The following is an 18100-nucleotide window of genomic DNA, read 5'->3' as shown; positions in this document are numbered from 1 at the left end:
AATGTAAGAACTTTCTTAATTACTATCAGACGAATAGAGGAGAAAATAAATTTGAATTGATACTGTGAAACTGTACTACATTTCCCAAAACGGCATAACAATATTGGTAAAGTTATTATTCATACAGCCTTTTGACTTATTACAATGTTCACAAGTAAGCTGCCAATTGGAAGGGTCATTATTTCCTCCATTTTGTAAGGGGATAATATGATCAAAATTTTCCTTTGTCACTGTTGTATGTGCCTTTGATAGGTCACAACCACAAATCGAACATCTATACTTATCTCTATAAATAATTGCATGCTTTAACCATGCGGGTACATATTTCGCTCTATGTAAAACCCCATTTTCTTTTAAAATTTTTGGATATTTGGCTTTTTCTATTTTACTGATATACTTAGCACACTGGAAATTAAACTCATACAAGAAATTTTTATTCCAGAATAAATTAGTAAACACATCATTTACAAATCTGTCGAGAACATTATCACAAAAAAGTTTAAACAACTGATAAGCATATTCTTCCAATTCTTCTGTGGATTCATCATCAGAAAATTCAGTAATATCTAATCTCACAACAGTTGAATGATCAATATCATAATTTTCAAAAACTGAAGACATTTCCTTAATTCCTATTACTGGAAAATGTTTATCAAGTAGATAATTTATACTATAAAGAATAATATCCTTAATGTATTTATGTACCATTGTAACCTTCTGTGGCTTAGTCCAACACTCCAAAACATCTTCATAATAATCATTTAACCAAAATAACACATCCATAGACTGCTCAGTGTCAGTACATGATTCAATAACTAAAGAAGCATACTTCATTACCACATTTAAATTTGGATTAGTGATTTTACACATATTTTTCTCCAGAAATAATATATAACTCTTATAGCTGATAATTATCACTTAATAAATTTACTTGCCAACTTGTAAACTTGTTTTATCTCTTTACTTTCTAATTTCCAGCTATCAAGCTCAATTTTAATCAACTCAGGGAATTTCTTACAAATATCCCTCAAAGCATTGCCAACTGATTTTCTAACATATTCACTAGAATCTTCTTTTAATGTTGCGATTCGTTTAATAGCTTCATCTGGATTATCCTTGAAATATGGTCTACTCGTCCATATTCTCAAACCTTCTGTAACAGCTCTTCTAACATTTGGATTAGTGTTTTGTAACCATTCGTCAATAACCGGAAGAGATTTTTCATAACCTGTTTGCTTACAAAATTCATCAAATGCTTTTGCTAATACTTCTTGAACTCTCCAATTGTCATCCTTTGAAACCTCATCCCTCATGAAGACCAAAATTTCTTCATACGATGACAAATGGCCGAAGAGAAATACACTATACATTCTAACTTGATATACATTAGATTTAAAAGCTAAAAATGCTAATTCTTTGGTATACGCATTATCGTTTGATAGATAGTCAGCAAGAGCTCTTTTCTCTTCTTCTTTAAATCCATTTTCTATTAAAGAGAATTCTTTTTCTAAATTTAAAATATATTCTTTCATGTAACTTGACCCCGAAACAACACTCCAAGTTTCAAGATAATTCTCGATAGGTATTAATAAAGAATTGAATTCGTTATAATATGAGCAAATAATCTTGACATTTTTTCAAATTGATATTTAAACTCTTTTATTATTCAGCCTTTTCTCAATCAAATACCAACTAGGAATGATTTGCTTCATATCATCATACCATTCTAAAATTTCCTTAGCTTGATTTTGCATTACTGATATTTCTTCAACTCCGTAAGGTACAGCCCAGGGAAGTGATCCAACTAAGTTATTTAGAATATAGATAGCAAGAAGTTTCCAAAATAAATCTGGGACCTTACCATCAAAATATCCATCTATCATACCAGACGCAAAAGAGGGAGAGACTTGAGCAGACCATACAATACGATTGAATTCCTCCCAAGGATCTCCAAGGTCAAATCGATCAAAGTCAATGACATAAATTTTACGATCTTCACCAATCATGAAATTCCCTATATGATAATCTCCATGTTGGAAAACCTGAGGTCTATCTTTTAACAATTCTCGATTTGCATTTAAAAAATCAATAAAGATCTGACCATTTTCATATTGGACGGGACATTCTTTGTATTTGGAGATTTTATCATCAATTTTTCGATTAAAAAAAGGTTCCCAATCTTCACGAACTTCTGTTAAAGGGAGTGAATGAATTTTTTGAAGGATGCTTCCTGCTTCTACTCCATAAGTGTATTGTTGTTCTTTCGAAACAGTTAAAATGGTTTCTCTTGCATCTTTCCCGTCTATCCATTCGTGTAAAGAATGTACTCCATCATCGCAGAGTTCAATGCTAATTGGTTTACACATCGGAACTCCAAGAGAAGCTACTTTCTCCATCATATCAAATTCAAATCTTTTAGAATCTAACTTCTCCTTATCAGAAACACGCAGGAAATATTTTTGCTGATTTTGATCTGTCACACAATACTTTTTATCATCTGACTAGCCTTTATTTATGGCTATCTTACTACTAAAATCCATCAAGCACTCTCCGATTCATTTCACAACACTTTTTGCAGTTTTCACTAGTAACCTATCCAGTTCGTCTACATTTTAGTTACCTAGATCAAGATTTAGATAATGGAAACCAGTCAATTTTCTCTATGATATTTCCAAGTTTATCCAATACAAGACAGGAATGATCATTTAGTGGAATTATAGGAACATTAACGAGTTCTTCAGCTCTATCCTTATTTGCTTTATCATTCCATGAATCATAATGGACACTAATTAAAAACTGACTAAAGAGTCCTAATCCATTTTTTATCTTTATCTGATGATCTGAATTATCATTAGGTGAAACATAGACTTTTTCTCCTAATAATAGGGCTCCTGCAGAAAACCCCATAACTTTCGCCCCTTTATTCAGCACACAATCGATATAATTTTTGAACTCCTGATTGACGTAAGTAGCTAGATACTTTTCCGTATTTCCAGCACCGATAATAATTAGATCAGCATCTAGATAGCCATCAAAATTAATCTGCTCAGTGTCCAAGAGTAAGTAATCAGTGTTTAGGTTAGAAAAATGGCTTTGGAAAACTTCCGTGTACTTTTTCATATACGGTTTCCAATTTTCTCGATAAACTGTAAAAATGACAATTCTTTCGATCTTCCTTGATGACACAATTTTATTAACAATCGTATGGTTCTTTATCGGCGGATTTCCACCCATCAAAAAAATTTGTTCGTCCAATCTTTCACACTTTCTAAAGGTACATAAAGTTTAAACAAGTTTATTCACGTTTCTAAATTATAATTTTTTCTTAAAATGAATAATTCTATTTGCCTCCTGAAATCCAATATTGAGATGAAATCTTATAGAATCCGTATTCGTTAAAGTACAGTCACTTGCAAATTCCTTACATCCTTTATTTTTCGCCCATTCCTCACATTTTGTACAGAGATTTTTAGCAATATCCTTTAAACGATATTCCTCGTCGACAATAATCCCTTCTAAGAATCCAACAGGACTATATTTACAACCTTCAACATAATCAAATCTGAGTGAACATAGTGCTAGGCCTACAATTGTGTCACCTTCAACTTCAGTAAAGATTGCAGTATTTTTGCCATTCGTATATTTTTTTACTTCATCAATAGCTTCTTTATCAGTCAATTGGGGCCATAATTGTTTCATTAGTTTAGCCGTTTTTATAGAATCTTTTGTTATTCCATCCATATTGATGTTCCTCCGCAAATTACAGGAAAATGTTTCGAATCATGCTGTTACTTTGTTACTCATTGATTGATACCAATACCATCCCCTTCTACTTTTCGACTGTCTCAGATCGGAAGAGCAGAGCCATGCACTCGGCAGTTCGGACTTACCGTATCATTTCGTCGGTTTCCCTCCTCATTCTACGAGTACTATCCCATGGGCGGAGCATCTACTTCTACTTCGCTGATGCCTCAGCTCGTACAAGCAGTGATACCGCCTCAACATGAAACGAGTGAACACTAATTATGCCAGGTAGTCTTGTCTGTTCTATAAACTTTTTAATGATAACATAAGGTTATCGTTAAATGGTATTACCCAGATAAACTGAGATTTTATTATTTCTTTTTCTTTGGTTTTGGTGCAGGTAACTCATCATACATTAAATTAAATAAGCCGGTTAAATATTCTTTGTTGTCAACATCATCTACCAATAGCATTTCCTTTGCACCTTCATACGGCAATTCGTATTCTACATTCGGCATATACGCTATTGCAGATTTGACAGGCTTCACTAAAAATCTATCATCATAAATTCCACCCATGATTTTCCCTCGATAATAAATTATATATTCACCCATCATTGCTCTATATGATATTTCTTCCAACTCGGACAATTGTTCTAAAATGAAATCTAAATATTCTTTACTTGAAGCCATTTTTGCTATCTCCCTTAATTACTAAAATTTCAATAGTCCATTTTCATCAAATTGAAAATTGGGTCCCCAAAAAACTTCCCAATAATATCCATCTAAATCCGAAAAATATGAGTGATATCCACCCCAGAAAAGTCCCTGTGGCTCTTTTACAATTTTTCCACCTGCTTTTCATTACTAATTCTAGTACTCGCAAATATAGTATAAATTAAATAACCAATAAAAATGATAATAAAAATAACATAGCAGCCAGTCTTACTACTTACTACTTTTCATATGATAATTTACAAATGTCTTTCCAGCCACTCGATCTTTTTAAAATCCTTATTGTTATTGTGATCATTTCGATAGGAGTCTTGAGAAGAAGCTTTGTAAATACTTAGATACTGCTCCAGACTTGGAAGACGAAAAGTGATGCCTTCAATGTGAATAAGCTCTATATCCGATTCCGAAACTCCTGCAAAATCAGGTAAGGAATCGATACTTCCAAATTCAACACTCACTCGATCCTTTTTGAATTCATGCTCATGAATATCTATTAAGACGTAGCCTAAGTCTTTCATCACTTTCATTATCTTGTCCCAGTCATAAATTCTGAGATGATCAGGCGCTTCCCAACCTCTAGGGTCACCAGGCACATGAATGTCAATGTCAGACGGCCCCCAATTTTCTTTTGTTCTAAACTCCAATCCCAAAGAACCCATCAGTGTCGGTGTAATTCCGACTCGATTTAAATGGAAACAAATGGTTTTAAATTCTTCAAATAAGAGACTCATGTTTACTCTAAACCTTTCATATAAATCTTCGTTATTTCTTCTTTATTACCTTGAACAAAATCATCTTCATTTTCTAGAGTATATCCAGTTATTTTGGATACAAATTCTTTTCCTTCTTTTAAGGACCCAAATGCGACTAGATCTTTATAAGAAAGATTTTGATATAATTCCAACATATACATCTCTAGTCCTTCTGATTTTTGAACGATTATCCACATTTCACAAACAAGCTTACACATTCGACGTGTGATAATATTTTTTTGTACTAATAAACAAAAGGCAATGAAAATCATTTTAGAATGATACTGTGGAACGGAAAGATTTTCGCCAGTTCCAAAAGAAACGATATTCATCACCCCACTTTAAATTATAATAGAAAATTCTCTAACATAGATCATCTAATTAGCAAATCGTTACTTTCAATAAAGGATATCCTGATCTAAATTTTAAAATGTTGTTTCCTTACTAATTCTATTACTAGCCAATATAGTATAAATCAAATAACCAATAAAAATGATAATAAAAATAAGATTAATTTTTAACACAAAATAGAGATTTAACAAATTTGCGAACGCATGAAATAATATACAGTATCCCACAGATTTCGTTTGACGGTAAAGAAGCCCAAAAACAAAACTTAAAAATAATGTATATATAAAAAATAAAATGAAAGGAAAGCCTTGATGACTTTCTCCAACTATAAACCATAAAGGCAGATGCCATATTCCCCAAATTGATCCTACAATCAAATTAGATTGCCAATAAGTATATTTTTTATCAAGTAAGGGTTGTAATATTCCTCTCCATCCTAATTCTTCATGTCCACCACCAAAAAAAATTAGTTGTATAAAGAATAATGGCATCAGATAAATTGATACTTCATTTAATTCTAAGGAAGATACAGAAAATAGTATCAAAATTGCTAACAAATGAATGATGAAATAAATACTACTATTTTCTTTCTTACTAAATACAAAATGTTTAAATTTTATATTATTCCTTTTCAAATAAAAGCCACTTGCAATAGCTGGTCCAAGTGCACCTACTATATGTAAAGTTCTTCCTATAATCGTTTCTAATCCAAAAATATGAGATTGCGTAAAGATGGCAAGACTCCCCCAAGCTATATAAGTAATTCCAAATGTACAATAAAGATAATTTTTAAAATTCTTTTTGTCAATTTCTGTCATTTTATTGCCCTTATCTTGATTATTTTATGAATAATATTTTTACTGCTTCTAAGTTGCTGTCGATTATAACTACCTATATTCTATCACAAAAATGCAAAAAAGCCTTACAATCAAGGCTTTTCATTATCCCTTTCATTCAAAGGTTTCTAGGTTTTTACGAGCAGAGCAACACACTCGGCGGTTCGCTGTTGCCGTATCGTTTCGTCGTAAACTCCTTACTCTACGACAGCTATCCCATGGGCAGAACATCTGCTTCTACTTCGCTGATACCTCAGCTCGTACAAGCAGTGATACTGCCTCAACATGTGGTGCTAGTATACTCCTATATTATAGAACGAAAGGGATAGAGTTGATGTTTAAACTTAAACTATAGAATGAAAATATTTTAAAGTATCTTTTTCTAACTTTATAGCTGATAATTGTCACTTAATAAATTTACTTGCTAACTTGTAAACTTTTTGAATCTCTTTACTATTAATATCCCAACCATCAAGTTCTTCTTTTATCAACTCTGGAAATTTTTTGCTAATATCCCTTAAAGCATTGCCAACTGATTTTCTAACATATTCACTAGAATCTTCTTTTAATGCTGCAATTCGTCTGATAGCTTCGTTTGGATTTTCTTTAAAATATGGTCTGCTTGTCCATATTCTTAATCCTTCTGTTACTGCTCTCCTTGTATTAGGATTATTATTTTTTAACCATTCATCAATTACTGGAAGTGCTTTTTCATATCCTATTTTCTTGCAAAAATCATCAAATGCCTTTGCCAATACTTCCTGAACTCTCCAATTATCATCTTTTGAAACTTCATCTCGCATAAAAGCTAAAATATCATCTTGTTCTGATAAGTATCCAAAAAGAAATACACTGTACATTCTAACTTGATATACATTGGATTTAAATGCTAGAAATGCTAATTCTTTAGTATACGCATTATCGTTTGATAGATTGTCAGCAAGAGCTCTTTTCTCTTCTTCTTTAAATTCATTTTCAATTAAAGAAAATTCTTTTTCTAAATTTAGAATATATTCTTTCATGCTACTTGCCCTCGTGACTGAATTTTAATTATTTTTCTATTTTTGATTCAAGTTTATTTAAATAATTTTTTATCTCATGACCTAATCTTTTCTTTGAAAATAAATCCATTCTACCACCTGAAACCATTCCACCAAAGAAAACAGGAATATCTCTGTCCCCGAAGACTGTAAATGTCTTTATATAACTATCACACAACCATTGAGAAACTTGTGAATTATTTATGTATACAAATTTTATATTTTTATCAGCTTCTATAAGAGACTCAATGTGAAGTTCCAACATTTCTTTGCAGTATTCAGGGTAAGATTTTGATTTTATTAGTGGAAGTTTTTTAGAACTTGTTTGATGGTAGTAGAACATATCTCCAATATAGATTGTTACTTTACTATTCTGGTGATTTAAATACTCTTCATGTATCTCATCTAAAAAATTTTTGTCCTCAGAATGTTCTAATTCTTTACTTAAAATATCCCATGATTTATTACACCAATGCCATTTAGCATCATTATCAAAGATATCATTCATTAGTTCATATATAGGTTTATAGTATTTATTATAAACATATTTACTTTTAATAGACTTTTTTAAACTATATAGATATGTCCTGTTAGTTTTCTCATTGTTTGTATCATCGTTATCTCCTGCAGGATTTAGACCAATAACAAGAACACAATCTTTTTCAGATGTTGAGTTATCAAATTCAAAGCCTCTAACTCCAAGTCTTGAATCCTGCTCAGATATAGCTAAAGCTTCTTTTGTTTTCTTTATAAACTCATTAATTGTTGAACTATTTGTCATAATTATAACTCCATTATTTACAGCTTTCCATAATAAACATTTGAAAAACAAAGTTACCAGTAGTACCTTTTCTCACTTAGATATTGTTCTTTTAGTTCTCTAGAATTTTCATGATTTCTGACTCCTAACAATTCGTCTGTTGAAGAAACTATTGGGTCTATCCAGTCAGCTTTGGATCTAATCCAATCAATTTCTTCTTTACTAAGCTTCCCCGCTATCTCCAGTCTATCAGCCATCAGTCTTAAATCATTTGCTGTTTGAAAATCTTCTAGCATATTCAGAAGAGACATTGTCCGCTTCTTCTCTTCTTCGATTCTATTTTGTAATTTTCTTTTTCGCTCTTGTTCTTCTTCGTATAGTCTTTCTCTCTCTTCACGTTCAAGTCGTAAATTCTTAACTTTATAATACTCTTGGTAAATTAAAACAATTATTTCTGGTATTGATTGTTCAAGTGTGAATTCTTTAGTATCTTTAATGTATTTACCATCTATTATCTTAAATCGAAATTTTCCATTTGGAATATAGTCATACTTCTTTATTCTTGGTTTAAAAGCATATCTATTAAACTTAACGCTATCATTGTACTCTGCTAGTTCTTTAGCTTCTTCTTTTGTTAATTCATGAGTTACTTTGTCTGTTGATTCTATAACTTCAAAACGAACAATATCCTTTTCAATTTGAATATCCCAATTTGAAGTTACATTATCGCTGATTTTTTCAATAACAGTAACTAGTGTATCTAAAAAGCGATATAAACGTGGAAGAGAATTTAGTGAAATACTTTTTACAAATTTAGGTTCTTTTAAATCATTATATCTGTGCCTAGAATCAAAGTAAGGATAAGAAGCTGCTTTTTCCCTCTTATTCCACTCTGTAATTTTATCTCTTAGATTAGCTACAGATTTATGTAATCTCTTATTTGGAGCCTGGTTTAGGTTTGAAACTGCTTCAATAATACGTTCTATTTTATCGTCCTCTATAAATGATAATGAACTTCTTATACTAGTTGTATCAAGTTTAACAGTATCTTCTTTTTTATCTTCTGTACTATCTTCTTTATGTTTAGCAGCTTTAATTCTACTGTTCTTTAAACTTTTTCTATCAATATGAACCTCATTTACATCATTTTGTGGTAATGGAACGATAAGTTCACTTAGGTCTTGTCCAGTATTCTTACGATACCAATAACTCACCTTTGGAATTGGGATTTCAAATTCTTTACATTTCTTGAGTAAGTCAGAATAACTTAAATCATATTTCAATGAAACTTGTTTCGCACTTATCTCCCAGATTTCTTCATAGAGTTCCTCTCTAGAAAACGTCTTTATCATCTTCATTTGAAACACCTTTACCCTTATATTTTACATCACTGTTTTTATATTTACCAAGCGAAAACGCAAATTCAAAAACTTCTAATTCTTCACTTCTGCATTTTCGCTTAATATAAAAAGTAGATCTTGTTTTAAAACGTTAAATTCCTCTATAATTTTATCTAAACTAGTTTCAATATTTTCAACACGGATCTCTGATAGCTTACCGTGATTGTATGAAATCATTCTTTCAGCAATAATATGATATGACCAACTCTCAGTGAAACGTCTGTCTCTTTCTTCATTATGAATAGCAAAACCAATTGGAAGAAGATTATTTCTAAGACCTATAGCAACTGCCTGTGAACTTATACCTAAATAATCACCAGCAATTTTTAATGTGATTTTACTTAATTTTCTAATATCTTCGTCGGTATATTTCGGCATGTTAGTTCTCCTTTGTTATAATTCAAAATGCAATATCATCTATGTAAAAATATCTTAATTCGATGCTATCTAGTTGTTTTCTCTAACAATAAAATTAATATGTGGCGCATAGTACTCCGAAGGCTAATAATCTATTCAATTAAAATTTACTATCAATCAAAACTAATCTCCTCGGATTCATAGTTACGATGTTTTCTATGGATTCCAAAAATCTTTTTCGGTAAATTATCTCTAGTTAAATAAAGCTTTTTATCTTCTAACTCACCTTTATCAATCTTTTTAAGAGAATCTTGAAATTCGTCTACTTTATAGAATAAAAGACCATCATAATGTTCTACATCATCATCATTAAATTCAATAGTGTTATTATGAATATCATATACTAGATTTTGTTTTATACCATCGTCATATTCAAATTCAAAATATATATTATACTTCTTGAATTCTCGGATTTTTTTACAAAGTTCATCAAATTGATCATGGTGAATAAGATTTAACTCATGTTTCCTCTCTTCTGGAATAATACATGATCCCAATAAAACGAAATAAAGGTAGATTGCATTTCTATGTATTTTTTCAACTAAATCCCAATCATTTAAATTATGAGTATGAAAGAAACCGTTTCGACATTCAATTCTAAAACAACTAATCATGTCAGTAACTGTTTTTGCATTATCCGGATTTGAAAAAATATGCTTATTACATCTTAAAAAATACTCAAAAGTTCCAATAGAACTATCCATGAATTCTTTTTGATGTTCCGTAAATTCGATATATGGATAGTTTGTGAACCTATAATTGTTTCCCTGCTTATTTCTGGGAACTTTATTAAATTTGTTATCAATCAGCTCAAAAACTGGGATATTCTGTCTGAAAGCTTTTTTCAACATATCTTGCTTCATAGCTATTTTACAATCGTTATCAATATTGAGCATAACAATCTTATACAATAACTGTTCAATAGACTTTAAGTATCCACTTACGACAGAGGTGTAATCAAAGTTCTTTTTACCCTTAAACGAATCATAAAGCCATTCCGATGTTATAAAACTTGTAGCATATTCGTTCGAACTTACCATTGTTTCATATAATTTATCGAAAATATATGATTTATGCATATCATCCAGATTTTCAAAAATTATATCTTTTTGAGTGAGATATAAATAGTTCTGGACTTTCTTATCACTTACATTAATAATCTGATACCTGTAATTCAAATAATCCCAATCTCTAAGCTTTTTCTGTTCAAAAATTTTTATTGAAGCCAGATTCATTTTAGAAAGAAATTTAACTGATTTATAACCTGTGATTTCCTTTGTAACGTTTAGGTAATTATCAACGGAATCAATAAACGCTTTATATTCTTCTTCACCAAATTGTTTTAAATAAAATTCATGAATAGATAATGCTCTTATATTTACATTTGTATCTTTATATTGTTGATTCTCTAGCTCAATTAATTTATTTGTTTGCTTACCTTTTGAAGTTCTAAGAATAATCGCTTTATCGACATGATTAGATTTAAGAATACTATTGATATCTTCATCTTCAAGGAAATCTGCTAACCTATATCCTATTCGTTCATGATTTTCTTTAATTATAAAAATAAATGGAGCATCATCTGAATATTCTACAGGTATATTATACTCCTTCAGTACCCTCCAAAGGATGTTAGTTAGTAATATTTTAGCAGCTTTTTCCTGTCTTTCTACTGTGAAACGATAAAAATAGAAATCATCATCAGCAAATTGAAAAAGTTCTTCATTCCGGATAGACTGAGATTTCACCCAAGATTCTATAAAATGCTTTAGCATATTTATATTTTTATCAATTTCTTCTTTATATATATATGAACAGTCAATTTTTTTCATTATTCTTCTAACCTTGAATATTTTTATAAAATAAAAAAGCATCAAATCCTAAGATTATGTGCTTCTCCAAGTATATAGGAGTTAACAGTTGCTTTTAGTAGCAACTGCAAACTCCTTAGTAGCTTCAATCGCATGGATTGAAACACGCTCAGCTGCTGAAGAATCCATATTCAAAGCGAAAATGGTTGCAACCGCAGCTGTGCCAAGGGCAACAACGAACTTCCAGTCAATTAAGACAGTTAAGTTCATAGCACACACCTCCTTTCAGGCTTTAAAGCCAAGAATATATATAGGTGGGTATATCGTTGCCCTATCCAATGTTCCCACTGGACTACTTTAGTATACTTCAGAGATTTAAATCTGTCAATGTCTTTAAAGTGTAATACACTAAAATTGGTAATGAAACAGAGTATATTTAAATCGTGAGAATTATATAAAATCAATTTATGAGAATAAGAAACCACTAAGGTCTTATTCTTAAACCTGTTAATCATTTAACTAAAAACTAACGAGTCTAAGTTTTTGTATAGACAATCAAAAGTATTAATCTGATACTAGAAGCTTAGCATACAGATTCTGATTCAAAGTAAAATTATTACAATTTTTTTAGATAAATAATAAAATTTACTCTTAGAACATCTATATACCACAAAAGAAATGATTTTCTTATAAAACCATCATCAAAATCCTGTTTTCCGAATGATTTTTCTACAGAGTTTAGTCGTTTCAACATATCTTTTCGAATAGCTGATGCTTTAAAAATTTCTGAGTTTGGTAAAATCCATGGAATTAGATTTAAAGAATCTGTGATCAAATAAGTTTGACTATCTAAATACTCAACCTCAATCCTTTTGTTAAAAATCAGCCATTTCAATAACATTATCATAAAGCTATTTGGTTTATCAAACCAATATCTCCAACTACTTTTCTTTTTATTAAGATATCGAATGTTTGCCTCTATATATTTCAAACCTAAGCATTTAAAAACTAAACTACGATGCCGTCCATTATCGGATACCATAAATATACGACCTGATTCATTTGGTGCTGGATATTCATCCAGCCACAAATTTGACATAGAATTGATATGTAATTGAATATTATTTCTATGCTTTAATGCATATTCTACTAGTTCACTTTCTGAATATCTTTTAAAAGTAAAATATTTGTCATGAACCACCTCATCATTAAGAATAATATCCTCTTTAAAATTACTACGACTGTATGGTATACAGAAAGGTGGTTTAAAGACTGATTTTTCTATTGCTTCTTCTAGTCTTTTTTCAAAGATAATTTTTAATTCAGATTCTGATATATCGTCGTAATTAAATTGTTCCTCTAAACATATTTTATTTATTCTCATGTGATTTCTCCAAGCTTATTTTTATATTACCACTTATCATTTAAAATAGTTCTCAAATGTTCTTTCATATTTAGAACTCTGTTTATATAAAACTCTTCAAAATCAGAAAAATCCAAACTTACTGACTCATCAATAAATAGTCGTTTCTTAGAAATACCATTATTTTTAACCCAGGTAGGTAAATCGTTATCACTTTTTGCTGTATTAAGTTCACTATTTAATAGTTGCAAATTACCCAATTTATTCCAATTTTTACCAACTCTTTCAATCATGGCACTATAAGAGCTATTTTTTCTTTTGAATAGTGTTTGAGGATGAATATGGTCAACATGGAAATTTTGGTTAAAGTAATCTAAATCTTGATAAAATAATGATAGTACAAAAAATACATCTCCACCGTAAGTCCGTTCAAACAAATCGTCAATAAATTCAGTGTCGAAGTTATAGTTTTTTGTTGGATTTGATTTAGCTTTATCAATAATAACTTGCAAAGGAAAACTAGAACTGCTATTCTCATTAATAATCTTTCTAAGATCAACAAGAACAGTATCGGATTGACCACCAAATATTCTCTTCAGGAAAGATAAAATAAGCCATTGTTTAATCAATTTATGATTTGTGCTACCAAAGAATCTAACCTTAATAATCTCTTCTTCTAAGTTATTTTTATAAACATAATAAATAATGGGAATTGCAGCATTTAGTGCTGGAAAAGTTTGAGAATTAAATCCCATCCTATAAAACATTTGGAAAGTATTGGAAATGCTTAATTTTATTCTAGACCAATTTTTAATTACAGAATTTAATAATTCTTCATCAAAATTTTTTACTCTATTTTTAATATCATTAGAAAACAACATTAAAATAGATTTAATTATTAAATCCGAACTAATATTAAAATCACCAAAGCTACGGACATCCTTAATCAATTCATCGAACTCATCTCTACTCTCTTTCCAATGAGTCGTTAAAACTGACATTAACAAATCTGAAAATGTTAATTTAGTCCCACCGTCATTTGTGCGAATAAATATATCTAATACCTTATCAAGGTCTTGTTCGGTTTCCAAGTAGTAATTAAGAATTTTATCTTCCCTAATTACTTTATTTAATTTACTTAGTGTATTACGTGCGTATTTTTTATCTTTTATATTTAATTGTTTTTCAACAAAATAACTAATTTCTTCAAATATGTCATCAGGATTTATTTGAAGAATATCACCTACTTTATACCAAGTTTTATCTTTACTATTCTCAACCTCAGATTTCGTCAAAAATCTGAAATTATATGCTCTGTCGATATCTGATTCACTTTGGTATTCCGAAGTAATATCTAAATATAAAAACTGTTCTTCAAAGTAATCAGATTTATCTACCCAAGGTCTATGAGGTTTTTTCATTGTATAGCTTCCTTTTAAACCAAGGTATAAGCTATTTAGTCTTTGTTGCCCATCAATAACAGCAAAAAAATCATCATCGGAAGCTGTTTTATTAATCATTTCATTTTCAACTTCAAATCTTTGTTTATACTTTCTCAAAAAAGAATAATAGTTATAATTATTTTTTATTTGAGGAGAATTTATTTCCCACAACATCAATGAATTAAAAGGGTAATCTCTCATAATACTGTCGAAAAGTAGTTCAATTTGATTTTTTCCCCAAACGAAACGTCGTTGAATACCTGGCAAAACATATTTATTTTCATCAATTTTATCAATAGCTTCTTTAATGGTTATAGGAGTTTGAAAACCCTTTGGCATTTTAACATCCCCTTAAATATTATTTTATACTATTATATCATTAATCAAATTAAAAAACTGCAACTTACTAGTTACAGTTACTCACAAATTAACTTCTGTGCCTTCAAGAAATTTAACACTAATCTCGCCTTTTTCTGAAATTGTGATACTATGTAAAATTCGGCACATTTCAACCCCATTAAAATCCCATTTATGTCTAGAAACTATTTCTCTAAGTCGATCACTATAATACTGTTTTAAACTGCTATCAGTTTCCATAAGTTTGTTCCATTTACTTTGAAGAAGTTCTCTATTTTCCTTAAGAATACTTACAGCCATCATAACAGCTTTCTCGAGCATTTCCTCATCGATATGATTGTTTAAACATCCAATCTGGCCTTTGATCCTATATCGATTATTACACTGCCATACCTTACGTTTACCTCGACTTGTAGTCCAATTTTTTCTACCAAATGCTGAACCACATTCGGCGCAAAATACTTTTGTTGTAAAGGGATTGTTTTCTTTCTGCATGATATAAAATTGGAGCTTATGTTGTTCTCTAAATTTCTTTCTTCTTGCTATTTCTAACTGAACAATCTCCCACTTTTCTCTATCTAAGATTGGTTCATGATTGTTCTCGATATAGTATTGATTAACTTGCCCATCATTATCAATTCTTTTCTTCGTCAGGAAATCAACGGTATAGGTTTTCTGAAGCAAAGCATCACCCTTGTATTTTTCATTTTGAAGCATTTTCCATATAGCACTTGGGCACCACTTTGCTTTACCTGTGCAACCTGGTATTTCCTGTTTTCTTAGCTCTTTTGAAATAAATTCTGGACTATACCCTTCTATAAATCTATCGAATATATACCTTACGACATTAGCTTGTTCATGGTTTATAATGAGATTTCCTTTTTCATCTTTGTCATATCCCATAAAGTTTGTAGTATTTACTTGAACTACACCACGCTCAAATTTCTTACGAATTCCCCAAGTTGAGTTTTCTGAAATGGATCTCGATTCATCCTGTGCGAGTGACGATAGAATGGTAAGTAGTACTTCTCCTTTTGAATCTAGGCTATCAATATTCTCTTTTTCAAACGTTACTCCAATACCTAGTTCTTTCAGTTCTCTCACATATTTGATGCAGTCCAATGTATTTCTGGCAAATCTACTAATAGATTTAACTAAAATTCTATCCACCTTACCACCTCTACAATCTTGTATTAGGCGGTTAAAAGCATCACGTTTTTTTGTATTAGTTGCGGAGATCCCTTCATCCGCATAGATGTCTACTAACTCATAATCTTCATGTTTTAAGATATATTCACGGTAATAATTAACCTGATTCTCATAACTTGATAGCTGTTCGTCTTGGTCTGTAGACACTCGACAATAAGCGGCTACTCTGATTTTTTTCCGAGTTTGAGATATGACCGTTTGCTGTAGCTTTTTGGCCGGTATAACCGTAATGTTTTTCTCCATCTTCTATCCTTTCTAATACAATTACCGGTGAACTTAGTTTCCAATCTTCAATATCCCTTTCAGGGACTCTCATACCTTTACATGAATTTTTTCCTTCTTTGATATATTTGGAACAACACCAAACAATCTTTTTCTTATAAGATACCTGTCTTTTTAATGTTGAACCACAATATTGGCATTTTAACATTCTGGAAAATTTATAGGTTTTATTTGTACCTTGGATCCGAGAACGTCTTTTCATTTTTACCTGAACCTTCTCCCATATTTCCTTAGAAACAATTCCTTCATGATTATCTTCGATATAGTATTGTTCAACCTGTCCTTGATTTAATTTCTTTGGACCGTTTACACCGTCATGAAAGTATTTTTGAAGTAGTAAAGAACCTTTGTATTTTTCGTTTTTTAAGATATTACGAATTGTGCTGTCATACCATTTCTTTCCTGTTACAGTTGGAACCTTGCCCTCGTTAAGTTTTTTAGCAATCCTATGTGTACCCATTCCTTCTAAATAACTATAAAAGATGGTTCTTACTATTTGCGCTTCTGCTTTGTTTATAACAAGTTCACCTTTTTCGTTTAAATCATACCCTAAAAACCGTTTAGCATTAATGAGTAATTCTCCCTTCTGGAATTTTCTACGAAAACTCCATCGTTGGTTTCCGCTCATGCTTTGTAACTCTTCCTCAGCCAAACTTGCTAACACAGTCAAGACAACTTCACCTTCATTGGATAAAGTGTGGATATTCTGCTCTTCAAAAAAGATATCAATACCAAGAGTTTTTAATTCTCGACTGATTTCAAGAACATTGATGAGATCTCTTGCAAACCTTGATATTGACTTAGTATGGATAACATCAATTTGTCCTTTTCTACAAGCATCTAACATAGTTTGAAAATCAGGTCTATCATACTTTGAACCCGAAATCCCTTTGTCACAAAAAACACCCAAAAACTCAACATCATCACGTTCAGCATACAACTTTTCAAAATAAACTTTTTGATTCTCTAGCGAATCAAGTTGACTTCCGTTGGTTGTAGAAACTCGAACATATGCACAAATTCTCTTTTTTCTTTTGTTATTCTTTGCTTCAATTTTTTTTATATTCATTTTTCCTCCTACAAGAAGTTTTTACACACTATATATCCCTCTAAACGCTATATTAGTCAAGTAATCAGCAACCCTGTACTTTAACAAAATGTCTTTATTGTCCTCTTACCTAAATAGGTACTTTCAAGATAGATTTTTCCGGTTTAAGAAAAAATCAAAAAGAAAAAGCCTGATGTATTTCACCAGGCTTAGATTTTTTATTTGAAATTTAATCGCAATATGTTATAATAAACATAGAAAAAGGAGCTGAGCTACCAACTCAACTCCAATGTAGAACCGTTAAAAAGACGGTAGCTCGTATAACAGATTTAATCCGTCCTACTCGCTCAAAAGTGGGGACGGATTATTTTTTGTCCTTGTCTTTGAAGATTTTATAGCACAAGCCAATCAAAGTAATGGTAAAGCTACCAAAACCAAGTATTGTCTGTACAACTTCAAATGCGGTCAAAAGAGTGCCCCTCCTTTCCGTCAGATTTTGATGAACTGCACATAGGCATCACCTCTCTTTCGGTATAAGGAGCCACCGTCTTCAC

General features: G+C 30.8%; 20 protein-coding genes and 1 pseudogene. All 21 read right to left on the bottom strand.

All coding sequences use genetic code 11. From position 1 onward, the window contains the following. Positions 1-75: 75 nt before the first annotated feature. Positions 76-870, bottom strand: a complete 795-nt coding sequence (locus HMPREF2987_RS08075; RefSeq protein WP_075230091.1) for an HNH endonuclease — start codon at positions 868-870, stop codon at positions 76-78. Positions 871-914: 44 nt separating this feature from the next. Next, complete coding sequence (locus tag HMPREF2987_RS08070) at positions 915-1532, bottom strand: DNA alkylation repair protein (protein ID WP_075230090.1); 618 nt, start codon at positions 1530-1532, stop codon at positions 915-917. Positions 1533-1649: 117 nt separating this feature from the next. Continuing rightward, positions 1650-2480 carry an aminoglycoside phosphotransferase family protein gene (locus tag HMPREF2987_RS08065; protein ID WP_373878861.1) on the bottom strand — a complete coding sequence of 277 codons (831 nt, stop codon included), beginning with the start codon at positions 2478-2480 and terminating at the stop codon, positions 1650-1652. Between the two features lie 145 nt (positions 2481-2625). Further along, positions 2626-3255, bottom strand: coding sequence for a Type 1 glutamine amidotransferase-like domain-containing protein (locus HMPREF2987_RS08060; protein WP_075230089.1), 630 nt, complete (start codon positions 3253-3255; stop codon positions 2626-2628). A gap of 57 nt (positions 3256-3312) precedes the next feature. Continuing rightward, entirely contained in the window at positions 3313-3741 is a 429-nt protein-coding gene (gene aac(6'), locus HMPREF2987_RS08055; RefSeq protein WP_013903432.1) for an aminoglycoside 6'-N-acetyltransferase, read from the bottom strand. A gap of 374 nt (positions 3742-4115) precedes the next feature. Continuing rightward, the gene (locus tag HMPREF2987_RS08050; RefSeq protein ID WP_075230088.1) at positions 4116-4436 is read right to left on the bottom strand and encodes a TfoX/Sxy family protein; all 321 of its coding nucleotides are present in this window, start codon (positions 4434-4436) and stop codon (positions 4116-4118) included. A gap of 21 nt (positions 4437-4457) precedes the next feature. Next, positions 4458-4598, bottom strand: a pseudogene (locus HMPREF2987_RS10475) (VOC family protein); the annotation flags it as partial. 119 nt (positions 4599-4717) lie between these two features. Then, complete coding sequence (locus HMPREF2987_RS08045) at positions 4718-5209, bottom strand: nucleotidyltransferase (RefSeq protein WP_075230087.1); 492 nt, start codon at positions 5207-5209, stop codon at positions 4718-4720. A 2-nt stretch (positions 5210-5211) separates the two neighbouring features. Continuing rightward, the gene (locus tag HMPREF2987_RS11315; RefSeq protein WP_257375200.1) at positions 5212-5562 is read right to left on the bottom strand and encodes a hypothetical protein; all 351 of its coding nucleotides are present in this window, start codon (positions 5560-5562) and stop codon (positions 5212-5214) included. A gap of 93 nt (positions 5563-5655) precedes the next feature. Then, positions 5656-6399: a CPBP family intramembrane glutamic endopeptidase gene (locus HMPREF2987_RS08035; RefSeq protein ID WP_075230086.1), complete on the bottom strand. Its 744-nt coding sequence runs from the start codon at positions 6397-6399 to the stop codon at positions 5656-5658. Positions 6400-6821: 422 nt separating this feature from the next. Then, positions 6822-7439 carry a DNA alkylation repair protein gene (locus HMPREF2987_RS08030; protein WP_075230085.1) on the bottom strand — a complete coding sequence of 206 codons (618 nt, stop codon included), beginning with the start codon at positions 7437-7439 and terminating at the stop codon, positions 6822-6824. A 28-nt stretch (positions 7440-7467) separates the two neighbouring features. Beyond that, complete coding sequence (locus HMPREF2987_RS08025; RefSeq protein WP_075230084.1) at positions 7468-8238, bottom strand: hypothetical protein; 771 nt, start codon at positions 8236-8238, stop codon at positions 7468-7470. Between the two features lie 53 nt (positions 8239-8291). Next, positions 8292-9575, bottom strand: coding sequence for a cellulose synthase (locus HMPREF2987_RS08020; protein WP_075230083.1), 1284 nt, complete (start codon positions 9573-9575; stop codon positions 8292-8294). A 75-nt stretch (positions 9576-9650) separates the two neighbouring features. Continuing rightward, the gene (locus HMPREF2987_RS08015) at positions 9651-9995 is read right to left on the bottom strand and encodes a hypothetical protein (protein WP_075230082.1); all 345 of its coding nucleotides are present in this window, start codon (positions 9993-9995) and stop codon (positions 9651-9653) included. A 152-nt stretch (positions 9996-10147) separates the two neighbouring features. Continuing rightward, positions 10148-11866: a kinase gene (locus HMPREF2987_RS08010; protein ID WP_075230194.1), complete on the bottom strand. Its 1719-nt coding sequence runs from the start codon at positions 11864-11866 to the stop codon at positions 10148-10150. 81 nt (positions 11867-11947) lie between these two features. Beyond that, positions 11948-12115 carry a hypothetical protein gene (locus HMPREF2987_RS08005; protein ID WP_006148479.1) on the bottom strand — a complete coding sequence of 56 codons (168 nt, stop codon included), beginning with the start codon at positions 12113-12115 and terminating at the stop codon, positions 11948-11950. A 346-nt stretch (positions 12116-12461) separates the two neighbouring features. Next, complete coding sequence (locus HMPREF2987_RS08000) at positions 12462-13229, bottom strand: hypothetical protein (RefSeq protein WP_075230081.1); 768 nt, start codon at positions 13227-13229, stop codon at positions 12462-12464. 26 nt (positions 13230-13255) lie between these two features. Then, on the bottom strand, positions 13256-14989 hold the full coding sequence (locus HMPREF2987_RS07995; protein WP_075230080.1) for a DUF262 domain-containing protein: 1734 nt from the start codon (positions 14987-14989) through the stop codon (positions 13256-13258). Positions 14990-15070: 81 nt separating this feature from the next. Beyond that, the gene (locus HMPREF2987_RS07990) at positions 15071-16363 is read right to left on the bottom strand and encodes a recombinase family protein (RefSeq protein WP_075230079.1); all 1293 of its coding nucleotides are present in this window, start codon (positions 16361-16363) and stop codon (positions 15071-15073) included. Then, a complete protein-coding gene (locus HMPREF2987_RS11045) occupies positions 16326-17567 on the bottom strand; it encodes a recombinase family protein (RefSeq protein ID WP_075230078.1) in 1242 nt (413 codons plus the stop codon). Before HMPREF2987_RS11045 ends, HMPREF2987_RS07990 begins: the two co-directional genes overlap by 38 nt. Before the next feature lie 343 nt (positions 17568-17910). Further along, entirely contained in the window at positions 17911-18039 is a 129-nt protein-coding gene (locus HMPREF2987_RS10455; RefSeq protein WP_162837937.1) for a putative holin-like toxin, read from the bottom strand. Positions 18040-18100: the final 61 nt, after the last annotated feature.

The organism is Streptococcus sp. HMSC067H01 (genome assembly GCF_001814775.1).
Taxonomy (GTDB): Bacteria; Bacillota; Bacilli; order Lactobacillales; family Streptococcaceae; genus Streptococcus.
The sequence above is the reverse complement of the archived record's forward strand: the minus strand, read 5'-3'. Positions and strand labels throughout refer to the sequence as shown.

Coding starts and splice junctions, on each gene's coding strand:
- HMPREF2987_RS08075 (WP_075230091.1), bottom strand. CDS start 870: ATGTGTAAAATCACTAATCCAAATTTAAATGTGGTAATGAAGTATGCT.
- HMPREF2987_RS08070 (WP_075230090.1), bottom strand. CDS start 1,532: ATGAAAGAATATATTTTAAATTTAGAAAAAGAATTCTCTTTAATAGAA.
- HMPREF2987_RS08050 (WP_075230088.1), bottom strand. CDS start 4,436: ATGGCTTCAAGTAAAGAATATTTAGATTTCATTTTAGAACAATTGTCC.
- HMPREF2987_RS08045 (WP_075230087.1), bottom strand. CDS start 5,209: ATGAGTCTCTTATTTGAAGAATTTAAAACCATTTGTTTCCATTTAAAT.
- HMPREF2987_RS11315 (WP_257375200.1), bottom strand. CDS start 5,562: ATGAATATCGTTTCTTTTGGAACTGGCGAAAATCTTTCCGTTCCACAG.
- HMPREF2987_RS08035 (WP_075230086.1), bottom strand. CDS start 6,399: ATGACAGAAATTGACAAAAAGAATTTTAAAAATTATCTTTATTGTACA.
- HMPREF2987_RS08030 (WP_075230085.1), bottom strand. CDS start 7,439: ATGAAAGAATATATTCTAAATTTAGAAAAAGAATTTTCTTTAATTGAA.
- HMPREF2987_RS08025 (WP_075230084.1), bottom strand. CDS start 8,238: ATGACAAATAGTTCAACAATTAATGAGTTTATAAAGAAAACAAAAGAA.
- HMPREF2987_RS08020 (WP_075230083.1), bottom strand. CDS start 9,575: ATGAAGATGATAAAGACGTTTTCTAGAGAGGAACTCTATGAAGAAATC.
- HMPREF2987_RS08015 (WP_075230082.1), bottom strand. CDS start 9,995: ATGCCGAAATATACCGACGAAGATATTAGAAAATTAAGTAAAATCACA.
- HMPREF2987_RS08010 (WP_075230194.1), bottom strand. CDS start 11,866: ATGAAAAAAATTGACTGTTCATATATATATAAAGAAGAAATTGATAAA.
- HMPREF2987_RS08005 (WP_006148479.1), bottom strand. CDS start 12,115: ATGAACTTAACTGTCTTAATTGACTGGAAGTTCGTTGTTGCCCTTGGC.
- HMPREF2987_RS08000 (WP_075230081.1), bottom strand. CDS start 13,229: ATGAGAATAAATAAAATATGTTTAGAGGAACAATTTAATTACGACGAT.
- HMPREF2987_RS07995 (WP_075230080.1), bottom strand. CDS start 14,989: ATGCCAAAGGGTTTTCAAACTCCTATAACCATTAAAGAAGCTATTGAT.
- HMPREF2987_RS11045 (WP_075230078.1), bottom strand. CDS start 17,567: ATGAATATAAAAAAAATTGAAGCAAAGAATAACAAAAGAAAAAAGAGA.